The organism is Naumannella cuiyingiana, from assembly GCF_013408305.1.
GTDB lineage: Bacteria > Actinomycetota > Actinomycetes > Propionibacteriales > Propionibacteriaceae > Naumannella > Naumannella cuiyingiana.
In genome coordinates this window covers 1,916,063-1,932,541 of the sequence record NZ_JACBZS010000001.1, presented here as the reverse complement: position 1 = coordinate 1,932,541, position 16,479 = coordinate 1,916,063, and the positions used below count along the sequence as shown (strand labels likewise).

Annotated in this window: 23 protein-coding genes; 11 read left to right on the top strand and 12 right to left on the bottom strand. The window is 70.8% G+C overall.

Annotation, left to right across the window (positions count from 1 at the left end; all coding sequences use genetic code 11):
• Window positions 1-225: 225 nt before the first annotated feature.
• From dnaB to GGQ54_RS08885, 3 genes are all read left to right on the top strand, one after another.
• Window positions 226-1,584, top strand: coding sequence for a replicative DNA helicase (gene dnaB / locus GGQ54_RS08895; RefSeq protein ID WP_179445064.1), 1,359 nt, complete (start codon window positions 226-228; stop codon window positions 1,582-1,584).
• A gap of 103 nt (window positions 1,585-1,687) precedes the next feature.
• Window positions 1,688-2,224, top strand: a complete 537-nt coding sequence (locus GGQ54_RS08890; RefSeq protein ID WP_218843798.1) for a GNAT family N-acetyltransferase — start codon at window positions 1,688-1,690, stop codon at window positions 2,222-2,224.
• Between the two features lie 167 nt (window positions 2,225-2,391).
• On the top strand, window positions 2,392-3,060 hold the full coding sequence (locus tag GGQ54_RS08885) for a 4a-hydroxytetrahydrobiopterin dehydratase (protein WP_179445063.1): 669 nt from the start codon (window positions 2,392-2,394) through the stop codon (window positions 3,058-3,060).
• 7 nt (window positions 3,061-3,067) lie between these two features.
• Here the strand turns inward: GGQ54_RS08885 and GGQ54_RS08880 are convergent, their stop codons facing one another.
• On the bottom strand, window positions 3,068-3,652 hold the full coding sequence (locus tag GGQ54_RS08880) for a hypothetical protein (RefSeq protein ID WP_179445062.1): 585 nt from the start codon (window positions 3,650-3,652) through the stop codon (window positions 3,068-3,070).
• Between the two features lie 8 nt (window positions 3,653-3,660).
• On the bottom strand, window positions 3,661-3,990 hold the full coding sequence (locus tag GGQ54_RS08875; RefSeq protein ID WP_179445061.1) for a nuclear transport factor 2 family protein: 330 nt from the start codon (window positions 3,988-3,990) through the stop codon (window positions 3,661-3,663).
• A gap of 90 nt (window positions 3,991-4,080) precedes the next feature.
• Between GGQ54_RS08875 and GGQ54_RS08870 the strand changes: the two genes are divergently transcribed.
• Window positions 4,081-4,440, top strand: a complete 360-nt coding sequence (locus tag GGQ54_RS08870; protein WP_179445060.1) for a TraR/DksA family transcriptional regulator — start codon at window positions 4,081-4,083, stop codon at window positions 4,438-4,440.
• Window positions 4,441-4,443: 3 nt separating this feature from the next.
• Here GGQ54_RS08870 and GGQ54_RS08865 read toward each other — a convergent pair whose 3' ends face one another.
• The 3 genes from GGQ54_RS08865 to GGQ54_RS08855 form a co-directional block, all read right to left on the bottom strand.
• Complete coding sequence (locus GGQ54_RS08865) at window positions 4,444-5,040, bottom strand: AAA family ATPase (protein ID WP_179445059.1); 597 nt, start codon at window positions 5,038-5,040, stop codon at window positions 4,444-4,446.
• 86 nt (window positions 5,041-5,126) lie between these two features.
• On the bottom strand, window positions 5,127-6,275 hold the full coding sequence (locus GGQ54_RS08860) for an SPFH domain-containing protein (RefSeq protein WP_343045907.1): 1,149 nt from the start codon (window positions 6,273-6,275) through the stop codon (window positions 5,127-5,129).
• A 61-nt stretch (window positions 6,276-6,336) separates the two neighbouring features.
• Window positions 6,337-6,747, bottom strand: a complete 411-nt coding sequence (locus GGQ54_RS08855; RefSeq protein WP_343045906.1) for a hypothetical protein — start codon at window positions 6,745-6,747, stop codon at window positions 6,337-6,339.
• A gap of 66 nt (window positions 6,748-6,813) precedes the next feature.
• Here GGQ54_RS08855 and GGQ54_RS08850 point away from each other — a divergent pair, with 66 nt between their 5' ends.
• Together GGQ54_RS08850 and GGQ54_RS08845 are read left to right on the top strand one after the other, a co-directional pair.
• The gene (locus GGQ54_RS08850; protein WP_218843796.1) at window positions 6,814-7,350 is read left to right on the top strand and encodes a GNAT family N-acetyltransferase; all 537 of its coding nucleotides are present in this window, start codon (window positions 6,814-6,816) and stop codon (window positions 7,348-7,350) included.
• Window positions 7,351-7,402: 52 nt separating this feature from the next.
• Complete coding sequence (locus GGQ54_RS08845) at window positions 7,403-8,335, top strand: DUF5996 family protein (protein ID WP_179445058.1); 933 nt, start codon at window positions 7,403-7,405, stop codon at window positions 8,333-8,335.
• A gap of 1 nt (window position 8,336) precedes the next feature.
• Here the strand turns inward: GGQ54_RS08845 and GGQ54_RS08840 are convergent, their stop codons facing one another.
• Window positions 8,337-8,663 (bottom strand): putative quinol monooxygenase, encoded by a 327-nt coding sequence (locus GGQ54_RS08840; RefSeq protein WP_179445057.1) that lies wholly within the window; start codon window positions 8,661-8,663, stop codon window positions 8,337-8,339.
• 150 nt (window positions 8,664-8,813) lie between these two features.
• On the opposite strand from GGQ54_RS08840, the gene GGQ54_RS08835 reads away from it, so the two are divergent.
• Both GGQ54_RS08835 and GGQ54_RS08830 read left to right on the top strand, forming a co-directional pair.
• Window positions 8,814-9,863 carry an alpha/beta hydrolase gene (locus tag GGQ54_RS08835; RefSeq protein WP_179445056.1) on the top strand — a complete coding sequence of 350 codons (1,050 nt, stop codon included), beginning with the start codon at window positions 8,814-8,816 and terminating at the stop codon, window positions 9,861-9,863.
• Window positions 9,860-10,513 (top strand): SDR family oxidoreductase, encoded by a 654-nt coding sequence (locus GGQ54_RS08830; RefSeq protein ID WP_179445055.1) that lies wholly within the window; start codon window positions 9,860-9,862, stop codon window positions 10,511-10,513. The genes GGQ54_RS08835 and GGQ54_RS08830 overlap by 4 nt, the downstream gene beginning before the upstream one ends.
• Before the next feature lies 1 nt (window position 10,514).
• Here GGQ54_RS08830 and GGQ54_RS08825 read toward each other — a convergent pair whose 3' ends face one another.
• The 3 genes from GGQ54_RS08825 to GGQ54_RS08815 form a co-directional block, all read right to left on the bottom strand.
• Window positions 10,515-10,823: a metal-sensitive transcriptional regulator gene (locus GGQ54_RS08825; RefSeq protein ID WP_218843795.1), complete on the bottom strand. Its 309-nt coding sequence runs from the start codon at window positions 10,821-10,823 to the stop codon at window positions 10,515-10,517.
• Between the two features lie 205 nt (window positions 10,824-11,028).
• Window positions 11,029-11,232: a heavy-metal-associated domain-containing protein gene (locus tag GGQ54_RS17385; RefSeq protein WP_343045905.1), complete on the bottom strand. Its 204-nt coding sequence runs from the start codon at window positions 11,230-11,232 to the stop codon at window positions 11,029-11,031.
• Entirely contained in the window at window positions 11,229-11,522 is a 294-nt protein-coding gene (locus tag GGQ54_RS08815) for a metal-sensitive transcriptional regulator (RefSeq protein ID WP_179445054.1), read from the bottom strand. The genes GGQ54_RS17385 and GGQ54_RS08815 overlap by 4 nt, the downstream gene beginning before the upstream one ends.
• 111 nt (window positions 11,523-11,633) lie before the next feature.
• Here GGQ54_RS08815 and GGQ54_RS08810 point away from each other — a divergent pair, with 111 nt between their 5' ends.
• Window positions 11,634-13,043, top strand: a complete 1,410-nt coding sequence (locus GGQ54_RS08810; protein WP_179445053.1) for an MFS transporter — start codon at window positions 11,634-11,636, stop codon at window positions 13,041-13,043.
• Here GGQ54_RS08810 and GGQ54_RS08805 read toward each other — a convergent pair whose 3' ends face one another.
• Complete coding sequence (locus GGQ54_RS08805; RefSeq protein WP_179445052.1) at window positions 13,044-13,931, bottom strand: SCO6745 family protein; 888 nt, start codon at window positions 13,929-13,931, stop codon at window positions 13,044-13,046.
• Between the two features lie 71 nt (window positions 13,932-14,002).
• Window positions 14,003-14,404 carry a phage holin family protein gene (locus GGQ54_RS08800; protein ID WP_179445051.1) on the bottom strand — a complete coding sequence of 134 codons (402 nt, stop codon included), beginning with the start codon at window positions 14,402-14,404 and terminating at the stop codon, window positions 14,003-14,005.
• A gap of 34 nt (window positions 14,405-14,438) precedes the next feature.
• On the opposite strand from GGQ54_RS08800, the gene GGQ54_RS08795 reads away from it, so the two are divergent.
• Window positions 14,439-15,245, top strand: coding sequence for a helix-hairpin-helix domain-containing protein (locus GGQ54_RS08795; RefSeq protein ID WP_179445050.1), 807 nt, complete (start codon window positions 14,439-14,441; stop codon window positions 15,243-15,245).
• A gap of 94 nt (window positions 15,246-15,339) precedes the next feature.
• Here GGQ54_RS08795 and GGQ54_RS08790 read toward each other — a convergent pair whose 3' ends face one another.
• A complete protein-coding gene (locus GGQ54_RS08790) occupies window positions 15,340-15,825 on the bottom strand; it encodes a GNAT family N-acetyltransferase (protein WP_343045904.1) in 486 nt (161 codons plus the stop codon).
• 78 nt (window positions 15,826-15,903) lie between these two features.
• Between GGQ54_RS08790 and GGQ54_RS08785 the strand changes: the two genes are divergently transcribed.
• On the top strand, window positions 15,904-16,476 hold the full coding sequence (locus GGQ54_RS08785) for a dienelactone hydrolase family protein (RefSeq protein WP_179445048.1): 573 nt from the start codon (window positions 15,904-15,906) through the stop codon (window positions 16,474-16,476).
• The last annotated feature ends 3 nt before the right edge of the window (window positions 16,477-16,479 follow it).

Sequence of the window (16,479 nt, the reverse complement as noted above, 5' to 3'; positions counted from 1 at the left end):
CGGAGTGTCTCCACACCAAATCCGGCGTTGTCCACAGGGGCTGTGGACAACGCGCTTTGCCGGGGAGCCCCGCGGCCCTACCGTTGGCCGGGCGTCGCCTCGCGTGCCGGCGGCCGCCGCGCCTCGCGGCGAGTTGCGCCGGCCCCTGTCGGAGGCGGCGTTTAGCGTACGAACCAGGCGGACGGGAAGGCGTCGGCGGGAGCCGACGGGAGGGGAGGTCGTGGCGTGAGCGTTGCCGAGGTCCGATCGATCGATGCACCGCCACCGCCACCCGACCGCACCCCGCCGCAGGATCTGGCCGCCGAGCAGAGCGTTCTCGGCGCGATGATGCTGTCCAAGGATGCGATCGCCGACGTGGTCGAGATCGTCAGGGGCACGGACTTCTACCGGCCGGCGCACGAGTTCGTCTACGAGGCGATCCTCGACCTGTACGGGCGGGGTGAGCCGGCGGATGCGATCACCGTCGCCGCCGAGCTGACCAAGCGCGGCACGCTCGGCAAGATCGGCGGCCACCCCTACCTGCACGACCTGGTCGCCGCCGTCTCGATCGCGGCGAATGCCGGCTACTACGCCCAGATCGTGCGGGACAAGGCGATCCTGCGCCGGCTGATCGAGGCGTCGATGAAGATCGCCCAGATGGGGTACGCCGGTGCGGGCGACGTCGCCGACCTGGTCGACGAGGCCCAGGCGACCGTCTACGCGGTGGCCGACGGGAAGACGAGTGAGGACTACGAGCCGCTCAGCGCGCTGATGGAGTCCACCCTCGACGAGATCGAGTCGATCGCCAACCGAACCGGCGAGATGGCCGGCGTACCCACCGGTTTCATCGAGCTCGACGAGCTGACCAACGGGCTGCACCCAGGGCAGATGGTGATCCTGGCCGCCAGGCCCGCCGTCGGGAAGTCGACCCTGGGGCTTGACTTCGCCCGCGCGTGCTCGATCAAGAACGGGCTGACGTCGGCGATCTTCAGCCTGGAGATGAGCAAGACCGAGATCACGATGCGCCTGCTCAGCGCCGAGGCCCAGATCCCGCTCAATCACATCCGCAAGGGCACGATGAGCAATGACGACTGGGACCGGATGGCGGCCAAGATGAGCGAGGTGTCGGGGGCGCCGCTGTTCATCGACGACTCGCCGAATCTGACCATGATGGAGATCCGGGCCAAGGCGCGCCGGCTGAAGCAGCGCCACGACCTGAAGTTGATCATCATCGACTACATGCAGTTGATGACCTCGGGCAAGAAGGTCGAGTCCCGCCAGTTGGAGGTCTCGGAGTTCTCCCGCCAGATCAAGCTGCTGGCCAAGGAGCTCGAGGTCCCCGTGGTCGCGATGTCCCAGCTCAACCGTGGCCCGGAGCAGCGTACCGACAAGAAGCCGATGCTTTCCGATCTTCGCGAATCCGGTTCGCTCGAGCAGGATGCCGACATGGTGATCCTGCTCCATCGCGACGACATCTACGACAAGGAGTCCCCCCGCCTCGGCGAGGCGGACTTCATCGTCGCCAAGCACCGCAACGGCCCGACCAAGACCGTCGTCACCGCCTTCCAGGGGCATTACTCCCGGTTCGTGGACATGCAGCACTGAGCCGGGCGAGCTGCCCGGTCGCGTCGGCCCGAGCGGCGGACTCGTGGAATGTGGAATACTGTGAGCAGAGTCTCGGCCCGCGACAGCGGCCGAGACTCTTGTCATGACACACCAATGGCAAGGACAGCATCCCCTGATCGTCCGTCCGGCCCGCGAGGGCGATCGAGTCCCGCTGGAGCGACTGTGGCTGATCTTTCGGCACGAGATGTCCCGGTGGACCGGAGCGCTGCCCGATCCTGACGGCTCCTACCGTTCCGAACGACTTCTGCTGTCCCTGAGCTCTCCGTCATGGGCGGCGTGGCTGCTCACGGCCGGCGATCACCCGATCGGGTTCTGCCTGACCCGCGCCATGGACACGCCGGTACGTATCGTGACCAGCTTCTTCGTCGTCATCCCGGCGCGCCGAGCCGGTGCCGGAACCGCCCTCCTGCGCGGCGTGGTCACCGCGGATCCGGGAACCTGGTCGGTTGCCTACCAGGATGCCAACGCGGCCGCGGCGAGATTCTGGACCAAGGTTGCGTCGGCCTACGATCCACACCACTCGCTGGAGCGCAGGCGAGTGCCCGGAAAACCTGACCTGCCGCCCGACTGCTGGGTGACCTTCCGCGTACCGCCGGATCAGCGCGGCGCCGATCAGTGATCGCGACCCCTGGATCCGCACTTTCCCGGCCGGGAGCACTCGGTCCCGATTCCAGAACCGCTTGGCGGCGGGATTCTGCGGTAAGGACGCAGAGCTCCCAGCCAGAAAGGTGCGGGAGATCGACCGGACACCCGGGCACGGTCGGTGCCGGGTGACACAGTGGGACCATGACCGACCCGAAGCAGCGACTCTCCCACGACGACGTGCTGGCTGCGGACCTGCCGGACTGGCGCCAGGTGCTCAACGTGTTGCGCGCCCGGTTCCGGACCGGCGATTTCGCGACCGGCCTGGCGCTGGTGGACCGGATCGGCGCGGCGGCCGAGGCGGCCGATCATCACCCGGACATCTCGCTGACCTATCCCGAGGTGATCGTCACGCTGGTCAGCCACGATGTCGGCGCGATCACCTCCCGCGACATCGACCTGGCTCGCACGATCAGCGGCTTTGCCGCCGAGGCGGGGATCGAGGCAGACACCAGCGGCCTGAGCCAGTTCGAGCCCGGCCTGGACACCGCCGACGGCGAGCGGTTGGCGCCGTTCTACGCAGCGCTGTTGCGGGGCGAGGTACGCGACGGCGAGCCGTTCGACCCGAGCGGGCAGTCGCCGGCGATCTGGTTCCAGCCGGCCGACGCCGGCGGGCCCGAGCTGCCCGACCACGATCACGAACAGCGCTGGCATCTCGACGTCTGGGTCCCGCACGACGACGGCGAGCGGCGCCTGCAGGCGGTGCTGGACGCGGGCGGGACGCTGGTCAGCGACGCGGCCGCCCCCGCGTACTGGGTGGTCGCCGACGCCGACGGCAACCGCTCCTGCATCTGTACGCCGCTGCAGCGCTGAGCCGCAGTCACCCGAAGAAGGCGAGCGAACGCAGCACAGCAGGGTCGCCACGGGCCACCACGGAGTCGATGACATCGTGGCGCCGCCCGAACAGCGCGCGAAACAGTTCGTAGTCGCTCACCGCGGCCAACTCGGCGCCGTCACCGAACGACCCCGACTCACCGACCACCGTGCACTGAAGTCGCCCCGCCCGCTCGAGAAAGGTCAGCGCCGAGATCAACGTCGGCGCCCACAGGGCGGCACCGAGGGCCGGCCGGCCCCATACCTCGAAGACATCCGCAAGGTGCACGGCCACATCCCATTCCGGGGACGGTCCGGCCGGCGCCGAGGGCACCGCGTGGGTGACGTCTCGCCACCGCTGGACGAGCTGAGCCACGGAGGCATCCTGCAAGGCCTCGACGGCTTCATTGGCCTCATCCGCACTCGGCGGTCCCGTCACGCCTGAGATCGCGCGCTCCGCGTTGTCGACCAGGTGCGAGAGCACGTCGCGGGTGGTCCACAACGGAGTCCACGGCACCACCAGGCCCAGCTCCTGGGCACCTGTGGCCGCGAAAGCGCGTTGCCCGGCCGTCGCGAGTTCAACGTAGGACAATTCGCGTCCTAGCCTTCGCGGATCGTCATCGAGACGATCTTGTCGCCGTCGGTCACGAACGCGAAGCTCGACAGGCCGTTGGCGTGGCTGCTGCGCCAGTCGGCGATCACGGTGACGGTGTCACCGTCGACATCGACGCGCTGCGGGGTCATCGTGCCGCGGGCGCCGATGAACTCCACATCACTCCAGCCCCGGATCGCCTCGCGCCCGGCGAATGTCCGCCCCCAGTCGTCGACGTAGCCGGTCTCGGTGAACGCGTCGAGGAACGCATCCGGGTCGTGGCGGTTGACCACCTCGACGAACGAGGCGACGGGCTCCGGAATCCTGATCTCGGTCATGGGCGTCCTCCCGGCCGATCGGCGCTGTGACCACCATCCTGACAGTGTCGACGCTCACCGGTCGGACGCGGCCCGGACTAGGCTGAACAGATGCCGGCGACGACCTTCGACGACGAGATCCGCGCCGCGCTGGCCGAGCGGCGAGCCGCGCTACGGGCACTGCTGGAATCGCACGCCGACGAGACCGAGCGGATCCGCTCCGACCGCGACGCCGAGTATGACGACGAGCACGATCTCGAGGGCTCCACCCTGTCCGCCGGCTGGCAGCTTCTGGACGGCCTGCAGCGCAAGGAACTCCGCGAGATCGCGGAGGTCGATGCCGCGCTGGCCCGGCTCGCCGACGGCAGCTACGGGATCTGCGCCGGTTGCGGCGAGCCCATCCCCCGCGACCGGCTGCGCGCCCGCCCGGCGGCGACCCGCTGTGTCGCCTGCGCCTCGCGTACCCGCTGAGAATCAGGCTGCGAGCGCCGGGACGACCGGCCCCGCACCGGCACCGGTCAACCCGAACTCGCCCAGCAGCGCGCGCACCGCCCCGCGACGATCCGCCACGCGCACCGCCCGCCACGGCTCATCGGCCAGGACCCCCGCGACCGCGCCGACCCGCAGCCCGGACCAGGTCGCCCAGTGTCGATCGAATGCGCCCGCCCGGACCATCCGCTGCCGCGCCACCTGGCCCGCCAGCGCGTCGGAGCGCGCCACGTCGATGAACACCACCGACGGTGTCCAGCCCCGCCACCGGGCGATCCGCAGCAGCAACCGCCGGGTCCATCCGCGCGTACCCGGATCGTGCACGACGAGCCGCGCGCGGGGTCCGATCAGCACCCGGGCCAGCACCGCCAGGTGGTGCAACAGATGCACCAGCGGCCGGTAGTAGCGGTACGCCAGGCCGTGCCGGAGCCCGGCCGCCAACCGGGCGCGGGTCTGCTCGCTGTCGAGGATCCGCAGATCACCGCGCCGCGCGGCGAGCGCCCGCAACGCGGTCGACTTCCCGGCACCGGGTACGCCGCCGAGGAGCACCAGGTCGGCCGGAGCCCGGCTGGAAGGGATCATCCTCCAAGAATGCGCGTGCGCCGGTGAGGACCCAAGGCCGAGCCCGCGCCAACCGCCCCGACAGGTCAGTTGCGCACGCACCCGGGTCAGGACTCGTCGTCGCGCCCGCGGCGGCCGGTGAACCGCTCGGCGAGGCCGCGGGCCCGGTCGAAGAGCTGCTGTTGCTCCTCGCTCAGCGCCGGCTGGGCGTGCCGCGGGGCGTCCGGGAGCTGGGGGCGCGGGGCGGGCCGCGGTGGCGGCGGGGGCGCGGGCCGCCCGACGGCGGTACTACCACCCTCGGGCCCCTCGTCCGGGCGGCGTCCCTCGCGTACCGCATCCTCGAAGGCCGGCTCCGCGCCCTTGGACTGCAGCAGCGCGTTGCGGATCTCCTCGAACATGCCGCCGACCGCACCCGGATTGGACGGAAGGTAGAGCACATTCGACCGGCCGTTGCGGGCGACGTCCTGCATGGTGTCGAAGTACTGCGTCATCAACAACAACTGCTCCGCGGTCGCCTCGATGCCGACGCGGCGCAGCATCTCGTACTGCTCGGCGATGCCCTCGGCGATCGCCTTGCGCTGCGCGGCGACACCGACGCCCTGCAGCCGCTTGGCCTCCGCCTCGGCCTCGGCCTGGGTGACCCGCTTGATCTTGTCCGCCTCCGCCAGCGACTGCGCCGCGACCCGGTCGCGCTGCGCCGCGTTGATCGAGTTCATCGAGTCGCGCACCCGCTGATCGGGCGAGATGTCGGTGACCAGGGTGTTGGCGATCTCGAAGCCGTACTCGCGCATCTGCGCCGACAGGGTCCGCTCGACCGATGTCGCGATGTCGTCCTTGGACTCGAAGGCCTGATCGAGATTCAGCCCGGACAGCGCCGAGCGGACGACATCGAAGACATAGGACCGGATCTGCGCGGTCGGATCGGACAGCCGGTAGTACGCATCGCGCACGTTCGACTCGGGGATGACGTACTGCACCGCGACCGGCACCGTGACGAACACATTGTCCTTGGTCTTGGACTCGATGTTGACCTCGAGCTGTTGCACCCGCAGCGAGATCGGCTTGGTGGTCGACTCGATGAAGGGGACCTTGAAGTTCAGGCCCGGCCGGGCGACCCGGACGAACTTGCCGAACCGTTCGACGATCACGTTCTCCTGGGTGCGCACGGTGAAGAATGCCGTTGCCCGGAGCAAGATCAACGCCACCAGCACGATGATGATGATCAGCCCGACACCGGACAGTGCAAATGGATCCACGGCCACCTCCTCGCGCCTGCGGACCGGCCCGGCCCGCACGCCCCAGTCTGCCCGATGGCGCTCAGCGGTCGCGGGCGGGCGGTGGTTCGGCGTACCGGTCCAGCGCCCGCTGCAGGAATCCCGTCAGATCGCCGGTCTGGCCGTCGCGGGCACCGGCCGAGACGACCAGCGGCGGGTCGGTCGGCAGCAGGCGTACCCCGCGCAGCCGCTCGCGCCACCCGCCCGGCACGGTCAGCACGTAGAACTGTCCGCCGGCGCCGATGGCCAGCGATTTGTCGGTCTTCAGGTACCAGCCACGCGCGTCGGTACGCACCCGCGTACCGTCCAGCAGCCGGGCCCGCAGGGGCTCCGGCGCAATCGTGGCGGCGCGCAGTCGCGCCACGAAGGTGTCGATCAACTGCTGCGCGCGCTCGGCCTCCCGCGCCCGCGCGGCCGCGGCCAGCCGGGCACGGGACTCTGCGTCGCTGCTCACCCGGCCGACGATAGGGCGGCCGAGAGTCCGCGGGCGAGTGTCGGCCCGGCATGCGAGGCTGGGCCGGTGGCGACCGAACTGCACACGGCCCGGCTGCGGCTGCGGCTGCACCGGCTGAGCGACACCGACGCGCTGCTCGCCTACTACGGCGAGCCGGGGGTCGCTCGCTACCTGCTCGAGGGCCCCTGGACCGTGCGCACCGCGCCGAAGAAGGTGGCCCAGCGGGTCGAACGCACCGGGTTCGCCGACGACGGGACGGCACTGGCGCTGGTCGCCGAGGCCGACGGCACGGTGGTCGGCGACATCGCGCTCTGGCTGACCGACGACACCCGGCGCAAGGCGGAGATCGGCTGGGCGTTCAACCCACGATTCGCCGGCCGCGGGTACGCCACGGAGGCGGCCCGGGCCGTGCTCGACCACGCCTTCGACGACCTCGGCCTGCTCCGGGTGGTGGCCCAGATGGACGCGCGCAACGCCGCGTCGGCGCGGCTGTGCGAGCGGCTCGGGATGACCCGCGAGGCGCATCTGCGCCACGACTGGTTCGCCAAGGGCGAGTGGACCGACACGTTCGTCTACGGGCTGCTCGCCACCGACCGGGGCTAGTCGGACCGCCGGGCGCGTGCAAGGCTGGGCCACGGCACGCGAGGAGGCACCGATGAGCCCGACATCCTGGCCCGCACTGCGGGTGGACGACTGGACCGACACCCGCGAGACGCTGCACATGTGGCTACAGATCATCGGCAAGGTGCAGATGGTCTCCACCCCGTTGATCAACCACTGGTGGAATGTCACCTTCGAGGTGTCGGCGCGCGGGCTGCGGACCCGGATCGCGCGCGGGCCCGGCCAGGACTTCGACACCGAGTTCGACTTCGTGGACCACCAGTTGATCATCCGGGACACCAGCGGTGGGCAGCGTTCGATCAAGCTCGAGCCGAAGTCGGTGGCACAGTTCTTCGCCGAGGTGCAGCAGGCGATGGGCGACCTCGGCATCGGCTGCGACATCGACCCGCGCCCGAACGAAGTGAGCCCGGCGATCCCGTTCGCCCAGGACACCGAGCACCACAGCTACGACGCACAGGCGGTCAACCTGTGGTGGCGGCAACTGCTCGCCGCGGACCGGGTGTTCAGCCTGTGGCGGGCCGGGTTCGCCGGCAAGGACAGCCCGGTGCAGGTGTTCTGGGGCTCGATGGATCTGTCCTGCACGCGCTACTCCGGGCGTACCGCACCGCCGCACACCTCGCCCGGCCCGCCGAACTGCCCGCCGTGGGTGATGGCGGAGGCCGAGTCGCGGGAGAATGCGGCCGCCGGTTTCTGGCCGGGCGGGTCGGCGGAGGGCTCCTTCTATGCCTACTCCTATCCGACGCCGGACGGGTACGCCGAGGCCGCGGTGGCGCCCGGCTACTTCGATGATCAACTCGGGGAGTGGATCCTGCCCTATGACGAGGTACGCCGCAGCGCCGACCCCGACGCCGCGCTGCTCGCCTTCCTGAACACCAGCTATCAGGCCGAAGCGACGCTGGCCAAGTGGGATCGCAAGCTGCTCGACGTCAACCCGTTCCGGCTGGACAACAAGATCCTCGGCAGCTGAGTCAGTCGCGGACGGCCAGCTCGCCGAGCTCGGACCAGTCCGTGCCGTCGACCTCGGCGTTGATGATCTTGGGCGTCGCGGCGAGGTAGCGCGGCAGGTCCTCGGTGGCCCGCCTGAAGTGTTCGGAATTGACGTGCGCGGCGCCGGCTTCGCCGTCCCGGAACGCCTCGACCAGCACATAGGAGTGCGGATCGTCGACCTCGCGCGACCAGAAGAACCACAGACAGCCATCCTCGGCGCGGGTGGCCTCGGTGAAGGCGCGCGACAGGTCGGGCCAGTCGTCGGCGTACTTGGGCTGCACGGGGAATCGTGCGGTGATGAAGATCATCTCGGGAACTCCTTCGGTCGACTCGGGTCAGGACGCCAGGCTCGGTGATCAAGTGTTCGCAGTGTAGGCGCTGACCGCCCGATCCGGGCGCGCGTCGGGGCGGATACCGTGGGAACGCACCGACCGCACACCCGTCCCGGAGGTCATCGGATGAAGCCCACCGCCCTGCTCGCGCTCGGCCTCGCGGCCGGGGCGATCGGCCGTTACGCCAGCCGCCGTCGCCGCGAGATCGACGCCGTCGACCCCGAGCTGCGCGGGCCCGGCCTGTGGCCGCCGCTCGCCGTCGGCGACCGCGCCACTTTGACCCTGCTGCGGAACCTGCCGCTGCCCCGCCCGGCCGGACCGGACCTCGGCGTTCGCCGCGACCGTCGGACGGCCCCGCGATCCGACGGCGGGTCGCCGATCGAGCTGGTGGCCTTCGAGCCGGCCGAACGGGACCGCCGGTCCCCCGCGGTGCTGTGGCTGCACGGCGGCGGCACGATCATGGGTACGCCGGAGCAGTCGGCGCCGATCTGTGAGCGGATCGCCGCCGAGGTCGGGGCGCTGGTCGTCGCGCCCGACTATCGGCTCGCACCGGACCACCCGTTCCCCGCTGGGCTCGACGACTGCTTCGCGACGCTGCAGTGGCTGCACACCAATGCCGACTCCCTTGGCATCGATCCGGACCGGATCGCGGTCGGCGGACAAAGCGCCGGGGGTGGGTTGGCGGCCGCGCTGGCCCAGCGCGCCCACGATGCCGGCGGGCCCCCGATCGCCTACCAGGCCCTGATCTACCCGATGATCGACGATCGCACCGTGCTGGTCGATGATCACTCCGGGCGCGGCAATTTCGTCTGGACCCCGACCTCGAACGCCTACGCCTGGACCAGCTATCTGGGCCGGCCACCGCGAGCCGACGAGGCCCCGGAGTATGCCGCGGCGGCCCGGCGTACCGATCTGACGGGGCTGCCGCCAGCCTGGATCGGCGTCGGGGACCTGGACCTGTTCTTCGACGAGGACGTCGACTATGCCCGCCGCCTCCAGGACGCCGGCGTGCCGGTGGAGTTGATCATCGAGGCCGGGATGTACCACGGCGCCGATGACTTCGTGCCCAACGCGCCCACCATGATCGACTTCCGGCAGAGCATGATCGCCGGGCTGCGCACCGCACTGACCGGACGGATCGAGACCGACCCAGGATCGACAGGAGATGCGCGATGACGAATGTGATGATCATCGGCGGCCACGGCAAGGTCGCCCTACTGGCGGCGCCGCTGCTGGTCGAGGCCGGCTACCGGGTCACCGCGGTGATTCGCAATCCCGACCAGGCCGAGGCGGTGGCGGCGACCGGCGCGGCGCCCGAGGTCGCCGACATCGAGACGCTGGACACCGCAGGACTGACCACGCTGCTGGACGGCCAGGATGCGGTCGTCTGGTCCGCGGGCGCGGGTGGCGGTGACCCGAAGCGCACCATCGCGATCGACCAGGATGCCGCGGAGCGGTCGATGGACGCGGCGGAGGCGGCGGGCGCGCTGCGTTATGTGATGGTGTCCTATTTCGGCTCGGGAATCGACGACATTCCGGCCGACAATCCGTTCAGCTTCTATGCCGAGGCCAAGGCCCGCGCCGACGATCACCTGCGGGCCAGCGGGCTGGACTGGACGGTGCTCGGGCCGAGCCGGCTGACCACCCAGGAGCCGACCGGCCGGATCGAGCTCGGGGACGCGGCGGGCGAGGTCTCGCGCGGCAATGTGGCCCGGGTGATCGTCGCCGCGCTGGGCGATCGGGGGACCATCCGGCGTACCATCCGGTTCAACGACGGCGACGTCCCGATCGCCGAGGCGCTGGCGGGGCTGCCCGAGGAGTCCTGAGTCAGGAGCGGACCAGCCGGGCGATGGCGTCGGAGGCCTCGCGCACCTTGGCCTCGGCCGCCTCGTCACCCTCCTTGGCTGCGTCTACCACGCAGTGCCGAAGATGGTCGTCGAGCAGTCCGAGGGAGACCGCCTGCAGCGCCTTCGTCATGGCGCTGACCTGGGTCAGGATGTCGATGCAGTACTCGTCGTTCTCCACCATCCGCTGCAGGCCACGCGCCTGCCCCTCGATCCGGCGCAGCCGCTTCAGGTAGGCATCCTTGTCGCCGATGTAGCCGTGGCCCTGCTCGCTCATGCCCTGCTCGTTCATGACCGTCATGATACCCCCGCGGGGTAATCGGCCCCCGCCAGCTGTTCGCCGCCCCGACCCCCTCCGCCGACGCTGACCCAACACCTGTTCGCTCACCCAACGCCTATAGCTGTTGGGTGAGCGAACAGGTGTTGGGTCAGCATCCCGGGGAGGTGGCGAGAAGGGCGCCCGCTGCCCCGCAGGATCTCAGCGGGTACGCCGCGGCTCAGGCGAGGCGATATCCGCCCGCCTCGTCGACGGCCTCGCGTACCGCATCGACGTCCAGCTCGGCATCGGAGGTGACGAGCAGTCGCCCGGTCTCCAGCTCGACGTCGACGCCGGTCACACCCGGCAGCTCGGTGACCTCGTCGGTGACGGCGCGCACGCAGTGCTCGCAGGTCATCCCGCTCACGGTGTACTCGGTGATCACGAGCGCACCAACCTGGCGATGGCGTCGGCGGCCTCGCGTACCTTCGCGTCCGCCGCCTCGTCGCTCTCGCGGGCGGCATTCACCACGCAGTGACCCATGTGCTCCTCCAACAGGCCCAACGAGACCGCCTGCAGGGCCTTCGTCACGGCGCTGACCTGGGTCAGGATGTCGATGCAGTACTGCTCCTCGTCGACCATCCGATGCAGGCCGCGGACCTGCCCCTCGATCCGGCGCAACCGCTTGAGGTAGTCGTCCTTGTCGCCGATGTAGCCGTGCTGATGCGTGCCCATGCGTCCTCCGTACTGTCTGGGACAAGCATGCAGCACGGGGCAAGCTGCTCGCGAACCGTCGCGGCCGGGCGAGCCGGTGACGGACCACGCCACCCGTGCGATGCTGTGGCGATGAGCCAGCTGTCGGCGAGCGTCTCCCTCAAGTCCTCGACCGGGCGCTGGGTGCTCGCCGCCGCCACGCTGGGCTCGGGGATGGCGTTGCTGGACAGCACGGTCGTCAATGTCGCCCTGCGCCGGATCGGTGAGGACCTCGGCGCCAGTCTGTCGGACCTGCAGTGGATCTCGAACGGCTACCTGCTCAGCCTCGCCTCCCTGATCCTGCTCGGCGGATCCCTCGGCGACCACTTCGGTCGGCGGCGGATCTTCGTGATCGGGGTCGCGGGCTTCGCCATCGCCTCGCTGGCCTGTGGGCTCGCCCCGACCCCTGCTGTGTTGATCATCGCCCGGATCGCCCAGGGCGTCGCCGCGGCGCTGCTCACCCCGGGCAGCCTGGCCATGATCCAGGGCGCCTTCGCGCAGCGCGACCGCGCCCGGGCGATCGGCACCTGGTCGGGCCTGGGCAGCGTCGCCACCGCGATCGGCCCGTTTCTCGGCGGTTGGCTGGTGCAGTACGCGAGCTGGCGCTGGGTGTTCCTGATCAATCTGCCGATCGCGGCGATCACGCTGTACGCCGCCCGGCACGTGCCGGAGACCCGGGACCCCGAGGCGGTCAAGGGCTTCGACATCCCGGGCGCGATCCTCGGCAGCCTGGGGCTGGCGGGCATCACCTACGCGCTGATCGAGTGGACCGCACTGCCCTCGATCGCGGTGCCCGCGCTGATCATCGGTCTACTCGCCGGGCTCGCGTTCGTGATCAACGAGCGCCGCTCGCGAAACCCGATGATGCCCACCGGCTTGTTCGCCTCGCGCCAGTTCTCCGCCGCCAACGCGATGACGCTGCTCACCTATGCCGCGCTCGGCGCGGTGATGTTCTTCCTGGTCCTGCAACTCCAGGTGGTGTCGGGATTCGACGCGCTGGCGGCCGGACTGTCCACCCTGCCGGTGACGATCATGATGATCCTGCTGGCCGGCCGGGGCGGGGCGCTGGCCGCGAAGATCGGCCCGCGGCTGCCGATGACGATCGGACCCCTGCTCTGCGCGGTGGGTACGCTGCTGCTGGCCCGGGTCGGCCCGCAGGTCAACTACTGGCTCGACGTCGCGGCGCCGCTGACCATCTTCGGCCTCGGGCTGGCCACCCTGGTCGCCCCGCTGACGGCCACCGTCCTGGCCGCCGCGCCGGATCACCATGCCGGCATCGCCTCGGGGATCAACAATGCCGTCGCGCGCGCCGGCTCGCTGCTGGCGGTAGCCGCGCTGCCGCTGATGGTCGGTCTGTCCGGCGGCGACTACGCCGACCCGGTGGTCTTCGACCGCGGCTACCGCGCGGCGATGCTGTGGAGCGCCGCCCTGCTGGCCGCCGGCGGGGTGGTGTCGTGGTTCACCATCCGCAACCCGGAGCAGCCGACTGCGCGGACCGACTGATCAGGATCCGCCGCGCGCCGCCACCCAGGGCAGGAAGCCCGAGGCAAGCACGGCCTTGGTGAAGGGCCGGAGCCGCTCCAGCAACTCGCGGGCCTCCGCCTCGCGCCACGGGTACGCCGCGGCGTCGTCGGTGGCCGCCTCCAGCTCGTCGATCAGCTCCACCCCGGCCTCGCTGAGCCGGCCGCCCGCGGGTTCGATCAGGCCACGCTCGACCAGCGCCGCGACGGCATCTTGCCAATCGCTCTCCGACCAGTCGCGCAGCTTCAGCGCCTGCTCGCGCGGCGGGCCGCCGACATGGCCCTTCGGCGGGTCGGGATGCTCCGCGAGATGCAGGGCGATCGCCTCGACGCGCCCCAGCCCGGCATGGTTCAGCACCGCGATGTGTCCGTCGCCTCGCCACTCCCGCAGGATCGTCAGCTCCTGCCACAGGTCGACATGATCGATCCCGGTCGCCGGCGCCTCCGCCCAGGCCGCACCGAGCGGCCGGCCGCCGAGCGGCAGCGTGGCGTTCAGGTCGCTGATCGCGTCGACCAGCGCGGGCAGGTCCGGGGAGTCGACGAGCTCGCCGAATGCCGTGCGCAGCGCGCGATCCAGCATCTCGGTGCGGGCCCCGGCCAGAGTCTCCAGACCCACCTTGAGCACCCGCGGCCAGACCCGGTCCACCATCACCGGGTTGAAGCTGTGGAAGGCGGCCGCGACCACGGCCGGCGCCGCCTCGCCCATCGGCTGGGCGCGAACCCCGAAGTACCACGCACGCGGATCGGCCTGGACGCCCTCCGAGGCGGCCTGGGCCTCGGGATTGAAATAGGCGACCACGTGCAGCGGTTCGATCCGGGTGTACGCCGTGCGCGCCGCCGCTCGCGCCTCGTCCGGGTACCGTCGCGCCATGATGCCTCCCTGCGTCTGGTCCGATCAGGCTAGCGGGGGCCGCGGCTTGCGGCGTACCCGGCTTCGTGCGATCAGCGCGCGGTCTCGCGCTTGCGCAACGGACCCGTGATCAGCCCGATCAGCGCCGCCGCGATACCCATCACGATCGCCCCGCCGACGCCCCACCAGAACCCGTCGACGCGCAGCCCGAAGCCGAGCTGGTCGGAGATCACCGACACCAGCCAGAACAGGAATCCGTTCACCAGCAGGCCGAACAGGCCGAGCGTGATCACATAGAACAGGAACGTCACGAACTTGATCACCGGCGCGATGATCCCGTTGACCAGCCCGAAGATCAACGCGACGGCGAGATAGGTCAGGACGGCCGGGAGGGTCCCGGAGGCGTAGGGAATCAGCGCGACCCCCGGCAGCAGTGCCACCGTGACCCACAGCGCGAGGGCACTGGTGACGGTGCCGATTACGAAGTTCCGCATCCACCCATGATGCCCGCCGCGCTAACTTGCGACCATGATGATCCGGCCGGACACGCTCGCCGCCATCCGCGACGGCCGCGTGGATCTTGCCTTCCGGCGCTGGGACCGACCGCGGGTGAAGGCCGGGACGCGGCTGCGGACCGCCGTCGGCCTGGTCGAGGTGGTGGCGGTGGACCGCGTTCCCGCCTCCCGGATCACCGCCGCGGAGGCTCGCCGCGCGGGAGCGGGCTCCCTGGTCGAGCTGCGCGCGCAGCTCGACCACCATCCCGAGCGCCCGGTCTGGCGGATCGAGCTGCGCCACGCCGGGCCGGACCCGCGCGAGGCCCTGCGCTCCACCGTGCCCGACGCGGCCGAGATCGCGACGATCATCGCCCGGCTGGACCGGCTGGATGCCGCCTCCCCGATCGGGCCCTGGACCCGGGCGACGCTGGCGATCATCGATGCCCGGCCGACCGTCCGCGCGCCCGACCTGGCCGCCGACCTCGGCCGGGAGACCGCCGATTTCAAGATCGATGTCCGCAAGCTGAAGGAGCTCGGGCTGACCGAGTCGCTCGACATCGGCTATCGACTGTCACCGCGCGGGATCGCGGTCGTCGACCACGAGGCCGGCGGACCGCGGGCAGATCGGGCGGCGCCGCCGGAGGGTACGCCGATGCCGCGGATCGGCGCCCCGGCCACCCGCGCGCTGCGCCAGCAGGGCATCTGGACCCTCGATGCCGTCCGCGGCTGGACCGAACGCGACCTGCTCGCCCTGCACGGCGTCGGCCCGAAGGCCATCCGGATCCTCGCCGCCGCCCTCGCCGAGCGCGACTGGGCCTTCGGCGACCGCCCCCGCTCCTGACCCGCTCCCGAAACGTGTCGTCAGTTATCGCCGCCCGCCGGGGCCGGCGGGCGGCGATAACTGACGACACGCTTGGGGAGCGGCGGGTGCATGATCACAGCGCCCGCTGGCACCAGTACACGTCGTGCCAGGCGTCGAACTTCCACCCGATCCGGCGAAACACCCCGACGGGCTCGAACCCGAGGGCGGCGTGCAGGCCCTCGCTGGCGGGGTTCGGCAGGGTGATCCCGGCGACGGTCATCGCGTACCCGCGCTCGCGGAGCACCGCGAACAGCGCCTCGTACAGCGCCCGGCCCGCGCCGGTGCGCCGCAGCCCGGGCGCGAGGTAGACGCTCACCTCGCACGACCAGTCATAGGCCGCGCGGGCCTTGTGCGGGCCGGCGTAGGCGTACCCGACGACGCGATCGTCGCGTTCGGCCACCAGCCAGGCGTGCGCCGCCTCGATCCGGGCCGCCATCTGGTCGCTGGTCGGCACCTCGTACTCGAACGTGATCACCGTGTCGGTGACGTAATGCGCATAGATCTCGCGGCAGGCCGCCGCATCGGCCGCGGTCGCCTCGCGGATGGACACAGGACTCACGGCGATCACGCTAGTCCTCGGGTGATCGACGGCGCGTACCGCGCACGTAACGACATGTCGGCGTGCCAAGCTGAGCGCATGAGCACCGTGCTGCTGTTGCACTCTGCGCTGGGGCTGCGTCCCGCCGTCGGCGACTTCGCGGACGCGCTCCGCGGAGCCGGTCACGAGGTGATCACCCCCGATTTCTACGACGGCCAGGTCTTCGACGACACCGCGGGCGGGATCGGCTACCGCGACCAGGTGGGCGGGCGCGAGCTCTTCGAGCGGGTACGCCCGACGCTGGCAGATCTGCCGCCCGACACCGTCCTCGCCGGTTTCTCCCTGGGCGCCGCCTTCGCCCAGCGGCTGGCCGCCGAGCGGCCCGGGGCCGCGGCGGTGATCTTGTTGCACTACGCCGCCGCGCCGCGCGGGCGATGGCCCGGACAGCCCGTCCAGGTGCACCGGTACGCCGATGACAGTTGGATCGCACCAGCGGACGTGGCAGCCCTCGGTCGAGCGGTCACCGACTCCGGCGCCTCGTTCGCCGATCATGTGCTGCCGGGCTCCGGCCACCTGTTCACCGACCCGGCCACGCCGGACGGCGACGCCGCGGCCACCGCGCGCACGATCGAGAGAATCACCACCCTGCTGGCCAGTGATGGGGGAGGATGAGAC

What these genes read in the sequence shown, in the direction of transcription:
- GGQ54_RS08840 (WP_179445057.1), bottom strand. Translation starts at nt 8,663, where the DNA reads ATGATCTTCATCACCGCACGATTCCCCGTGCAGCCCAAGTACGCCGAC.
- GGQ54_RS08810 (WP_179445053.1), top strand. Translation starts at nt 11,634, where the DNA reads ATGAGCCAGCTGTCGGCGAGCGTCTCCCTCAAGTCCTCGACCGGGCGC.
- GGQ54_RS08785 (WP_179445048.1), top strand. Translation starts at nt 15,904, where the DNA reads ATGAGCACCGTGCTGCTGTTGCACTCTGCGCTGGGGCTGCGTCCCGCC.
- GGQ54_RS08885 (WP_179445063.1), top strand. Translation starts at nt 2,392, where the DNA reads ATGACCGACCCGAAGCAGCGACTCTCCCACGACGACGTGCTGGCTGCG.
- GGQ54_RS08875 (WP_179445061.1), bottom strand. Translation starts at nt 3,990, where the DNA reads ATGACCGAGATCAGGATTCCGGAGCCCGTCGCCTCGTTCGTCGAGGTG.
- GGQ54_RS08805 (WP_179445052.1), bottom strand. Translation starts at nt 13,931, where the DNA reads ATGGCGCGACGGTACCCGGACGAGGCGCGAGCGGCGGCGCGCACGGCG.
- GGQ54_RS08825 (WP_218843795.1), bottom strand. Translation starts at nt 10,823, where the DNA reads ATGAACGAGCAGGGCATGAGCGAGCAGGGCCACGGCTACATCGGCGAC.
- GGQ54_RS08800 (WP_179445051.1), bottom strand. Translation starts at nt 14,404, where the DNA reads ATGCGGAACTTCGTAATCGGCACCGTCACCAGTGCCCTCGCGCTGTGG.
- GGQ54_RS08835 (WP_179445056.1), top strand. Translation starts at nt 8,814, where the DNA reads ATGAAGCCCACCGCCCTGCTCGCGCTCGGCCTCGCGGCCGGGGCGATC.
- GGQ54_RS08795 (WP_179445050.1), top strand. Translation starts at nt 14,439, where the DNA reads ATGATGATCCGGCCGGACACGCTCGCCGCCATCCGCGACGGCCGCGTG.
- GGQ54_RS08815 (WP_179445054.1), bottom strand. Translation starts at nt 11,522, where the DNA reads ATGGGCACGCATCAGCACGGCTACATCGGCGACAAGGACGACTACCTC.
- GGQ54_RS08865 (WP_179445059.1), bottom strand. Translation starts at nt 5,040, where the DNA reads ATGATCCCTTCCAGCCGGGCTCCGGCCGACCTGGTGCTCCTCGGCGGC.
- GGQ54_RS08845 (WP_179445058.1), top strand. Translation starts at nt 7,403, where the DNA reads ATGAGCCCGACATCCTGGCCCGCACTGCGGGTGGACGACTGGACCGAC.
- GGQ54_RS08870 (WP_179445060.1), top strand. Translation starts at nt 4,081, where the DNA reads ATGCCGGCGACGACCTTCGACGACGAGATCCGCGCCGCGCTGGCCGAG.
- GGQ54_RS08890 (WP_218843798.1), top strand. Translation starts at nt 1,688, where the DNA reads ATGACACACCAATGGCAAGGACAGCATCCCCTGATCGTCCGTCCGGCC.
- GGQ54_RS08830 (WP_179445055.1), top strand. Translation starts at nt 9,860, where the DNA reads ATGACGAATGTGATGATCATCGGCGGCCACGGCAAGGTCGCCCTACTG.